Here is a 10,612-nt window from a genome sequence, read left to right as displayed (position 1 = left end):
AGTCGATGGAGGGAATCGTGGCTTCCGCATTCCAGACACCGTTCATGAGACCTGTCGCTCCCCAGACCATGTGGGCAAGGGGGAAATATACAGCAAACATCCAGATGGTGACAAAAAGCAGAACGGCTGAAAACTTCATGCGTTCCGCGATCGCACCAATAATGAGGGCCGGCGTGATGATGGCGAACATCAATTGGTACATCGAGAAGGTGGACCAGGAGGGCCAGGCGGTGTAGTTGGTGTTGGGTGCGGCACCCACGCCATCGAGGAAAAGGTATTTCAGGCTGCCGAAATAAGGAGCCCAAGCAGGTGCGCCTTCAGCAGGGTGTTCGCCGAAAATCAGCGTGAACCCGCAGACGTACCAAAGGATGGTGACCAGACCGGCGATGCCGAGACACTGGGCCAGCACGCTGAGGACGTTCTTGGTCCGAACCAGGCCGCCGTAGAAAAGGGCCAGGCCGGGCAGAGTCATGAAAAGCACCAACGCGGCGCAAACCATGAGGAAGCCGTTGTGTCCGGGACCGGCCACTCCGGCCAGTTTGCCGTCGCCCGAGGGGGCCACATTCCCGAAATAAGTTTCGAGGTCGGCGATGCGGGCTGCGAGTTGTTCCGGGGTGGGGGGCGCCTCGGGTGCGGGAGCGGCTTCCGCGGCCGGGGCGGCCGGTGTGCTTTCCTGGGCCGGCAACATGCCGGTCCCGGCCATGAACGACATGGCCAAAGCCAATGCCGCGATCTTGATTTTCAACATAGTGGATTCCTAACTGGGTTGTTTGTTTCCGGGATATCCCCCATCACACCCGTGATGTGGTCACCCTGCGCACGATCCGGCCCAAACGGTTATCGCAGCGGAAAGCCGCAGATCCGGGCTGGTTTGTATCGAGCATGAAGAATGATAAGCAAAAGCAATGCCAACTTGGACGTGGATCCACTTCAAGCCCATGTCCGGGGCCTATGCCCACCCGCTCCCAAATCGCTTCACAGGGGGGCTTTCGACGTCCGGTTGATTTGAAAAAGTTGACCCGACCGGTCCTAAACTTTACAAGCAAGGGATGAAATCACCCGTGAAGGCTCCTTTTCCCATACTTTGTCTGCTTCTTGCTCTCGGAGCAGCCGGATGCCAGAAATCGGATTCCACCCTCAAGATCGGTCTGGCCGGAGTCCAGACGGGCTCCGATGGACAGATCGGCACCACCATGTTTTATGGATCGCAGATCGCGATCGATGAATGGAACGAAAAGGGCGGACTCCTCGGTAAAAAAATCGTGGCCGTGTCCCGCGACGACGAGGGCAAACCCAATCAAGCGGTGGCCGTGGCGCAGGAGCTGGTCTCGGAAGGGGTGGCCGCCGTCATCGGCCATTTCAACAGCGGATGCACCATCCCGGCCTCTGAGATTTACCAACAGAACGGCATCCTGCAGATCACACCCGGCTCGACCAATCCCACCGTCACCGAACGCGGATTCCGTTCGCTCTTCCGGATCGTCGGGCGCGATGACCAGCAGGGCGTGGTGGCGGCCCGCTATGCGCGCGACACCCTGAAGGCGGGAACCATCGCCGTCCTCCACAACAAGACCGCCTACGGCCAGGGATTGGCCGAGGAAGTGAAGAAAACCTTTGAAGCCCTGGGAGGAAAGGTTGGATTCTTCGCCGGCATCAGCGGGGAGGAAATGGATTTCCGCGCCACCCTTTCCGCCGTGCGCGCTTCCGGGGCACAGGCGGTTTTCTGGGGGGGGATGTATGGCCAGGCCGGGCCCCTGCTGGTGCAGTTGCGCGACGGCGGTTCGGACATGCCTTTCCTCAGCGGCGATGGCACGATCATGCAGGAATTCCTCAACACGGCCGGAAACAAAGCCAGTGGCGTTTACCTGACCTTCGGTCCCGATTTCCAACAAATCCCCGCCGCCAAGGGTTTCCTGGAAAAATACCGTGCCCGCTTCGGTCCCGAGGGTCCGTACTCCATCTATGGCTATGAGGCCGCCAACGTGCTCTTCCAGGCCATGGCCGCCGCTGGAACCACCGAAGCCGCGAAAGTGGCGGAAGTCCTGCGGTCCAAAACCTTTGAAACATCGCTCGGTCCCGTGTCCTTCGATGAAAAGGGCGACCTGCGCCAGACCAACTACATCATCTGGACCGTCCAAGACGGGAAATTCGTCCCCGCCGCCCCCTGATCCATGGATTTATTTGTCAACGGTCTGGCCCGCGGGGCGATCTACGCCCTGGTAGCGCTCGGTTACACCATGGTGTATGGCATCCTCGGGATGATCAACTTCGCCCACGGCGACATCTTCATGATCGGGATGTTCGCCGCCGTGTTCGCCATCGGGGTACTCTCCACGCTCTGGGGCCCGGTGTTGGGTGTCAATTTGGTGATAGGTGCCGTGCTGGCCATCCTTCTGGCCGCGGCCTACGGTTATGCCAACGAGCGCATCGCCTACCGTCGTCTGCGCCGGGCCCACATCCTGGCCCCTTTGACCAGCGCCATCGGCCTGTCCATTGTCCTGCAGAATTTCATCTGGCTCAGTGTCAGCAAGGACAAGATCGACTTCCCGCGCTTTGACAGCGGCCCGCTGGCCGACACACGGATTCCCCTCCCCCTGGGCGCCGAGGCTTCCGTATCCCTGCTCCAGGCGGTCATTCTGGTTTCCTCCCTGCTCCTCATGGGCGGGCTTTTCCTCCTCATCCACCGCACCCGCATCGGATTGGCCATGCGGGCCACCGCCCAGGACCAGCGCATGGCCGCCCTGGTCGGCGTGCCGGTCAACAAGGTCATCGCCTTCACCTTCGTCCTCGGATCGGGCCTGGCCGCGGCCGCCGGCGTCATGGTGGCCATGTATCAGGGCGTGCTCCGCTTCGACTCCGGCTACAGCATGGGGTTGAAGGCCTTCACCGCGGCCATTCTCGGCGGCATCGGCAACATTCCGGGGGCGGTGCTCGGAGGTTTCATCATCGGCATGACCGAGGACCTCACCAGCTACCGGATCGGCAGCGACTGGAAAGACGGCACCACCTTTCTCATCCTCATGGTGGTCTTGATCCTGCGGCCCCGTGGACTGCTGGGCGAGCGGGTGGCGGAAAAGGCCTGAGCGATGAAGCGCTGGTGGCAACATCCCGGAGTCCTCGGAGCGGCCGGGTTGTTCCTCATCACCTTCCCCTTCCTCTGGCTCAAGCTCCGCTATGATTACAATTCCGGCAACGTCACCACTGTTTGGGGGGGGGACGCCGCCCTGCGCTTTTTCCGCGACCTGGCCCCGGTGGCCGGGAGTGTACTGGCGGTTTGTTTGCTGCGTTATTGGACCCCGGCCAGGGCGGTTTTTTCCAAGGGATGGGAATGGACATGCGCTTGCGGGCATAACCGTCTTTTCACGCCCATGCTTATGTTGGGTCTCGTTGCTGTCGCCCCCTGGCTCGGACCCAAATACCTGACCATGGGGGTTTTTGCCGGGCTGTTCATGATCCAGGCCCTGGGGTTGAACATCACCGTGGGTATGGCCGGCCTGCTTGTGCTGGGCTACGCGGGATTTTATGCCTTCGGGGCCTATGCCTTCGCGGTCGGCCAGATCCTTCTGCCCGGTCTGTCTTGGTGGATGGCCGCACCGGTGGTTTTTTTCCTGGGAGGCGCGATCGGATGGTTTGTCGGGCTTCCCTGCCTGCGCCTGCGCGGCGATTACCTGGCCATCGTGACGCTGGGTTTCGCCGAGAGCTTCCGTGAATTGATGCGCAATCTGGAAATCACCGGCGGCGACAAAGGGATCAGCATCGATGCCGCCTCAAAAATCCAACCCGTCGGCCCGGCTTCCGGCCCCCTCGTGGGTTACCTGCTCGTTTTGTTGGTCGTCGCCTTGTCGGCTTGGATGGTCCGTCGGATCTACCACTCCGCCATCGGCCGAGCCTGGGTGGCCATCCGCGAGGACGAGACCGCCGCCGCTTGCATGGGCATCCCCGTGGTGCGGATGAAGCTGTTGGCCTTTGCCCTCAGTGCCGCCTTCGCCGCTTTGGCCGGAGTGCTCTACGCCGCCTTCATCGGCTTCGTTGACCCGGCCGCCTGTTCGTTCGACCAGTCGGTCATGGTCCTGGCCATGGTCATCCTGGGCGGGCTGGGGAGCATCCCGGGTTCGCTTCTGGGCGCGGCCATTCTCTACCTGGTGCCGACCCTCTTGCGCGACCAGCTTCCGGCCCTCTCGGAATACCGTCTCCTGCTCTTCGGCATTATCATGGTGGCCATGATGCTGCTTAGGCCCCAGGGTCTCCTTGGCAGTTCCCGCCGGGCCCACGAAATCAAGGGGGAGGCATGAGCGCACCCCTCCTCACCACCCAAGGCTTGGGCAAATCGTTCGGTGGACTCAAGGCCATCGACGCCATCGACCTCCAGGCCCGGCCCGGCTCCCTCCTCAGCGTCATCGGCCCGAACGGCGCCGGCAAGACCACGCTCTTCAATTGCCTTACCGGCATCTACCGCCCGGACCGGGGACGGGTCGAGTTCGACGGCCGCAACATCACCGGCCTGGCCCCGCACAAAGCCTGCCATCTCGGCATCGCCCGCACCTTCCAGAACATCCGCCTTTTCCCCGAGATGTCCGCCTTGGAAAACATCCTGGTCGGCCAGTTCCACCACACCACCCTCGCCCCCTGGGACATTCTCCTGCGCACCCCTCGCTTCCGGCGATGCCGGGCCGCCCACCTCGAAGAAGCCCATGAATGGCTCGCGTTGGTGGGAATGGAAGGACAGGGAGAAACACCCGCCCGTGATCTGGCCTATGGGATGCAACGGCGCCTGGAAATAGCCCGTGCCCTGGCCACCCGGCCCCGGGTCCTGCTCCTGGATGAACCCTGTGCCGGCATGAATCCTTCCGAGGTCAATGGGATCATCGAGTTGATATCCACCCTGCGCCGCCGCGACCTGGCCATCCTGCTTATCGAACACCACATGAAAGTGGTCATGGAAATTTCAGACCGTGTCCTGGTATTGGATCATGGCGTGATGCTGGCCGAGGGAGAACCGGCCTCGATCCGTGCAAATCCCGATGTGATCCGGGCTTATCTGGGGGGGGGAAATCTGATATGATGCTGGAACTGACCAGGGTCCATGCCGGTTACGGGCCGACCGAGGTCCTCAAGGGGGTGTCCTTGGCGGTGGGAGCGGGGGAAATTGTCACCCTGCTCGGAGCCAATGGCGCCGGCAAAAGCACCACCCTTCTGACCGTCGCCGGAGTGGTCCGCCGGAGCGCAGGATCGATCCGCTGGCTTGGGGAAGAACTCCCACCGCTCACGCCAGACGACATTCTCCGGCGTGGCATCGGTCTTTCGCCCGAGGGTCGCCGGATATTTCCGCGCATGACCGTCATGGAAAACCTGCTCATCGGCGGACTGATCCATCCCGCCGCGCGGAACCCGGACAAACTGGAGCGTATTTTCCATTTTTTCCCCATCCTGGCCGAGCGTCGCGAACAACTGGGCGGGACCCTGAGTGGTGGCGAACAACAGATGCTGGCCATGGGACGGGCCCTGATGTCGGAGCCGAAGCTGCTCATGTTGGATGAACCCTCCCTGGGTCTGGCCCCCCTGATCGTGGAAAAGATTTTCCAAATCATCCAGGAAATCAACCGCGAGGGAACACCTGTCTTGTTGGTGGAGCAAAACGCCCGCCAGGCCCTTCGCATCGCCCACCGGGGCTACGTCCTGGTGACCGGCGAGATCCAGCTCAGCGGCACCGGTTCGGAACTCCTGGCCAGCGATGAAGTGCGGCGGGCCTATCTCGGCGAGAGTTAGAACCGTTGCTTCCTGTCCGCCTCGGGCGGTGGATGAACCTTAGCACACGAGCGGTTCACGCCGTCAGTTTGCGTTCGATCCGCCGGAAGGCCCAGGCGCCCAGGACCAGGGTGAAAAGCAGGAGGGCGCCCAGATGGAAAAGGATTTCCCCCGCGTTCCACGTTCCCCAAGCCGAAATCTGCAGCAGCCGGACCCCGTGGTAGAAGGGCGAGAACTGGACGATGACGCCCAGCACGGGTTGGTTGGTTAGCGGGAAGAAAACGCTGGAGAGGAAGTAAATCGGGGCGATGAGGAAGGAGTAGACCGTCTGGAACTGGTTGATGTTGCGCACCTGGGAGGCCGCGATCAGGCCGATGGCCCCGCAGGGCAGGGAAAGGAATCCGCCGAGGAAAGGGAAAAGCAACAAGGCCCAGGGATTCGGTAGCAGTCCCATCAAAGCCAGGACGAGACCGACGCCCAGCGCCATCAGCGCCGCGCGCAGGAAGAGCCAGAGGAATTCGCCGATGACGACCTCGCGCACCCCGATGGGGGTGGTGAGCATGGCTTTGAAAACCGATTCGAAGCTCAGTCGCACGTAAAAGCCGTAGCTGCATTCGAAGAACGCGGTGAAGAGGGCGGTGGTGGCGATCATGCCCGGGGCGAGGTATTGCGCGTAGCTCAGGCCGTTGATCTGGCCGATGTAGGGGGAGAGACCCAAGCCGAGGGCGGCCATCATGAGCGCGGGGTCGGCCAGCGTGGGCGAGATGTTGGCCAGGAAATCTTTCCGATAGACCATCCAGTTGCGGACAACCACATGCCAGCCCAGCCGGAGGGAGATGCGGAGATCATTCATTGGCGTCGAGCTCCCTGCCGGTGAGTTTCAGATAGACATCCTCCAGATTGGAGGGGCGCAGTTGCAGGGCCAGGATGCCGGCGGTCTGTTGCAGCCGGACCAGATCCTCCAGTCCCGGCGCGCGGATGCAGCATTGGTGGCCCTGGTGGAAGATGTCCCAGGCCTTGTCCAGATGGGGACGGAGCCGGCTTTCCGATTCCTCTCCAAAGATGCCGACAAAACCCGGGGCCTCCTTCTCGATCAGTTCGCGCGGGGCGCCTTTGCCAACCACGGAACCCTTGTTCAAAATGACTATGCGGTCGCAGAGCAATTCCGCCTCATGCATGTAATGGGTGGTGAGGAGGACGGTCTTTCCGGCCTGGCGGAAGGAAAGGACTTTGTCCCAGAGGAGATGTCGCACCGTCGGATCAAGTCCGGTGGTGGGCTCATCAAGAATTAGCAATTCCGGGTCGGACAGCAGGGCTCTGACAAAAGTCAGGCGTCGTTTCATCCCGCCGGAGAGGGTTTTGATGGTGGCGTCTTGCTTGTGCTCAAGGGCCATGTGGGCCAGGAGTTCCTGGATGCGCGGCAGAGCCGCTTTCCTCGAAAGCCCCCCGAAGCGGGCGTAGATCTGCATGTTTTCCAGCACCGTCAGGCCCTCGTCGAGGGCGTTCTCCTGGGGCACGACCCCGAGACGTTCCTTGATCAGCCGCGGGCTTTTCGCCGGGTCGTGTCCGAAAACCTCCAGTTCCCCGCAGTTGCGGGCCACCACCCCATAGAGGCAGCCGATGAAGGTCGATTTGCCCGCGCCGTTCGGGCCCAGCAGCCCGACGCATTCGCCGGCGTGCACATCAAGGTCCAAGGACTGCAGGGCCTCGAAATCGCCGAAGCGTTTGGCCACGGCGCGGGCGCGGATGATCAGGGGTGAGGATGGGGGGGAAGCCATGAAAAGTTCCACAAATTACAGGAGGGACGGGGGTGGGCAAGTTCTGGCAGCAGATGGACCGACGGCAGGGCGTGGTTGCGGGCGTTGCCCGGAATTGGAACTTGAAACTTCCCCCGCTTGGCGGATTCTCTCGGGATGATCCAGCCCGCCATCGACGAAGCCGCCATCCGCGACAAAACCCGCGAACTCTGCGAATTGATCGTCAACCAACCGGCCTTCCTCGAACTGCGCAAGGATGTCGAACGCTTCCTGGTCGACGAAGGAGCCCAAACCCAATACCGGCATGTGACCGAAAAGGGCCGCCTGCTCCAGTCCCGCCAGCACGCCGGACAGGAAATCAGCGACGAGGATTTTGCCGATTTTGAGCGCCAACGCACCCTCCTGGTCCAGAACCCGGTGGCTTTGGCCTTCTTGGAGGCCCAGCAATCGATGAACGGCATCCAGGACGAGGTCAACAAGCTGATCAGCAAGACCTTCGAACTGGGGCGTCTGCCCACCGAAGAAGAACTGGCCTGCGACAACCAGGGTGGATGTGGCTCGGGTTGCGGGTGCAAGGGGTGAAGGCGGGACCCGCACAATCAGGCGCCCAGAAACTGATGTGACTTTTCCCCGTTTAGCAGGTAAGTTGTTACGCGTGTCGTTTCCCATGAAATGCTTCCGTTGGGTGCTCCTGCTTCTCCTGTTGGTTGGCCAGGTCCGCCCCCTTTGCGCCGAGCTGGGTCCGATCGACCCGAAATACCGGCAGGTGGCTTTCTACATCGCCCGTTTCCTCCAGGAAGAACACTTCGCCCGCCGCCCGATTGACGACCAGGTTTCTTTGGAGTGGATCGACACCTTCATGAAGGACCTCGATTACAACCGGCTTTTTTTCCTCCAGTCGGACGCAGAGGAAATCCGCCAAAAATTTGGACCAACCCTCGGGGGCGACCTCAAGCGCGGGGAGATCACCGCTTCGCTGGAGATTTTCCAGATCTTCGAAAAACGCTTCAACGAGCGCATGGCCCAGGTGGCCGTGCGTCTCAAACAGCCCTTCGATTTCAACAGCGCGGAAGCTTACAACCCGGACCGCAGCAAGAGCAATTGGCCCAAGGATGCGGCCGAGGCCGACGTGCTCTGGGAACGCCGGCTGAAAAACGATGTCCTATCGGAAAAACTGGCCTATGAAGGCAAAAAAACCACCGAATCGCCGCTGGCCCGCATCCAAAAACGCTACGACCGGCTGAAGAAAAACATCGAGGAAATGGACTCGGAAGAAGTGGTGGAGACCTACCTCACCGCACTGGCCCGGGTTTACGATCCCCACAGCCAATACCTCAGCCCCGATACGTTGGAAGATTTTGTCATCGGGATGAAAAACTCCCTCTTCGGCATCGGCGCCGTGCTGACGGTTTCACCCGAGGGCTACTGCACCATCCGTGAAATCATGCCCGGGGGTCCGGCCGACCTGGACAAGCGATTGAAAGTCAACGACCGCATCACCGCCGTGGCCCAGGGTCCGGGCGAATATGTCGACATCGTCGACATGCGTCTGCGCAATGCGGTCAAACTCATCCGCGGCCCCAAAGGAAGCGAGGTGCGCTTGAAGGTCATACCCGCCGACGCGACCGATCCCTCCATGAGGTCGGAGGTCGCCCTCAAGCGCGACGAGATCAAGATCACCAACCAACGTGCCAAGGCCGAGCTGATCGAGATTCCCCCGATCAAGGACACTCCGGCCATGAAGCTGGGGGTCATCCAACTGCCCTCCTTTTACGGGGACATCGAGCGCAGCGACGGATCGACCGCGGCCAACACCACCGCCGACGTCAAGCGGCTCATCGGCAAGCTGCAGGAATCCAAGGTCGACGGCCTGGTCCTGGATCTGCGCAACAATGGGGGCGGCCTGCTGAGTGAGGCCGTCGACCTGACCGGCCTCTTCATCGACCAGGGCCCGGTCGTCCAGGTCAAGGACTCCCGCGGCAAAAAACACGTGCTTTCCGATTTCGACAAGGGGGCCTTTTACACCGGCCCTCTCTTTGTGCTGACCAACAAGATGAGCGCCTCGGCCTCGGAGATCACGGCGGGGGCACTGCAGAATTACGGGCGGGCCCTGATCATCGGCGACCAGAGCACCCACGGCAAGGGCACGGTCCAGACGGTGCAGGAAATCGGACGTTATCTGGCCGGCATCACCGGCAAACCCCCTGAGGCCGGGGCGATCAAGCTCACCATCCAGAAGTTCTACCTCCCCAACGGCCACTCCACCCAGGTGCGCGGCGTCGTGCCCGACATCAACCTGCCCTCGCTCAATGACTACCTCGACCTCGGCGAGGAAAAACTCCCGCATGCGCTTCCCTGGGACGAAATCGAAGGCGAGAAATTCAAGGTTTCCACGGATATCGCCGGGGACCTGCCCCAATTGATCAAACGTTCGAAAGACCGCCTGGCCCAGAATCCTGAATTTGCCGAATTAAACAAAGAAATCGCCCGACTCCGCACCCGCATCGAGAATCCTTCGGTGTCACTCAATGAGAAAGAGCGCCAGAAGGAGCGCTTGGAGGACAAAACCCGCCAAGAACAGCGCAAGGCCAAGATCAAGGAATTGGCCCAAAACTGCCCCAAAGTGACCCGTTACGGATTCGACAAAGACGAGGGCATCAAGGTCTCGGCCGGCACCGAACCGATCAACCCCAATGCCGTGGCCACGGATGAGGACGAAGACGCCGTCACACCCAAAGACAAGCCGATCACCGGCAACGAACTTTATGCCGGCGATCTCCACCTCCAGGAAACCCTCCGTATACTGCAGGATTTCATCGGCATGAACGGCAGCGCGGTGAAAGTCGCCGCCCAGCAGAGCGGCTCATAGCTAGCATTTCTCCCGAGCGTCAGCGTTTTTTTTTGTTTCTCTTACTCGATCTCGTGCTCGTTCTCTCCATATCTGAGAGAACGAGAATGGGAAAGAGTACGAAAACGATGAGCAGATTAAACAAAAATGCTCTAGAGCTGCACGGACCACGGGGGTTATCCGCGTGGGTTCTTGCGGGAGGACGAAGCTCCCGCTGAGCCGCCCTTGGTAATTAATAGTAAGGCCCTCGAGTATAACAGCC

General features: G+C 61.1%; 10 protein-coding genes. 7 read left to right on the top strand and 3 right to left on the bottom strand.

The window, feature by feature from the left end:
- Positions 1-748 (bottom strand): hypothetical protein (locus SFU85_06910; protein MDX6766504.1); only part of this gene is annotated, 748 nt, incomplete at its 3' end.
- A gap of 301 nt (positions 749-1,049) precedes the next feature.
- On the opposite strand from SFU85_06910, the gene SFU85_06905 reads away from it, so the two are divergent.
- The 5 genes from SFU85_06905 to SFU85_06885 are packed head-to-tail and all read left to right on the top strand — an operon-like array spanning position 1,050 to position 5,766.
- The gene (locus SFU85_06905; GenBank protein ID MDX6766503.1) at positions 1,050-2,168 is read left to right on the top strand and encodes a branched-chain amino acid ABC transporter substrate-binding protein; all 1,119 of its coding nucleotides are present in this window, start codon (positions 1,050-1,052) and stop codon (positions 2,166-2,168) included.
- A 3-nt stretch (positions 2,169-2,171) separates the two neighbouring features.
- Positions 2,172-3,083, top strand: a complete 912-nt coding sequence (locus SFU85_06900; GenBank protein MDX6766502.1) for a branched-chain amino acid ABC transporter permease — start codon at positions 2,172-2,174, stop codon at positions 3,081-3,083.
- 3 nt (positions 3,084-3,086) lie between these two features.
- Complete coding sequence (locus tag SFU85_06895; protein ID MDX6766501.1) at positions 3,087-4,292, top strand: branched-chain amino acid ABC transporter permease; 1,206 nt, start codon at positions 3,087-3,089, stop codon at positions 4,290-4,292.
- On the top strand, positions 4,289-5,062 hold the full coding sequence (locus SFU85_06890) for an ABC transporter ATP-binding protein (protein ID MDX6766500.1): 774 nt from the start codon (positions 4,289-4,291) through the stop codon (positions 5,060-5,062). Before SFU85_06895 ends, SFU85_06890 begins: the two co-directional genes overlap by 4 nt.
- A complete protein-coding gene (locus tag SFU85_06885; protein ID MDX6766499.1) occupies positions 5,062-5,766 on the top strand; it encodes an ABC transporter ATP-binding protein in 705 nt (234 codons plus the stop codon). Before SFU85_06890 ends, SFU85_06885 begins: the two co-directional genes overlap by 1 nt.
- A gap of 55 nt (positions 5,767-5,821) precedes the next feature.
- On the opposite strand, the gene SFU85_06880 is transcribed toward SFU85_06885, so the two are convergent.
- Positions 5,822-6,598 carry an ABC transporter permease gene (locus tag SFU85_06880; protein MDX6766498.1) on the bottom strand — a complete coding sequence of 259 codons (777 nt, stop codon included), beginning with the start codon at positions 6,596-6,598 and terminating at the stop codon, positions 5,822-5,824.
- Positions 6,591-7,523 carry an ABC transporter ATP-binding protein gene (locus tag SFU85_06875; protein MDX6766497.1) on the bottom strand — a complete coding sequence of 311 codons (933 nt, stop codon included), beginning with the start codon at positions 7,521-7,523 and terminating at the stop codon, positions 6,591-6,593. Before SFU85_06875 ends, SFU85_06880 begins: the two co-directional genes overlap by 8 nt.
- Before the next feature lie 135 nt (positions 7,524-7,658).
- Here SFU85_06875 and SFU85_06870 point away from each other — a divergent pair, with 135 nt between their 5' ends.
- Complete coding sequence (locus SFU85_06870) at positions 7,659-8,084, top strand: YlbF family regulator (GenBank protein ID MDX6766496.1); 426 nt, start codon at positions 7,659-7,661, stop codon at positions 8,082-8,084.
- Between the two features lie 73 nt (positions 8,085-8,157).
- A complete protein-coding gene (locus tag SFU85_06865) occupies positions 8,158-10,371 on the top strand; it encodes a carboxy terminal-processing peptidase (protein ID MDX6766495.1) in 2,214 nt (737 codons plus the stop codon).
- The last annotated feature ends 241 nt before the right edge of the window (positions 10,372-10,612 follow it).

Source organism: Candidatus Methylacidiphilales bacterium (assembly GCA_033875315.1).
Taxonomy (GTDB): domain Bacteria; phylum Verrucomicrobiota; class Verrucomicrobiia; order Methylacidiphilales; family CAZTYG01; genus JANRJG01.
Note: the sequence above shows the minus strand (reverse complement) of the source record. Positions and strands in the feature narration are given on the sequence as shown.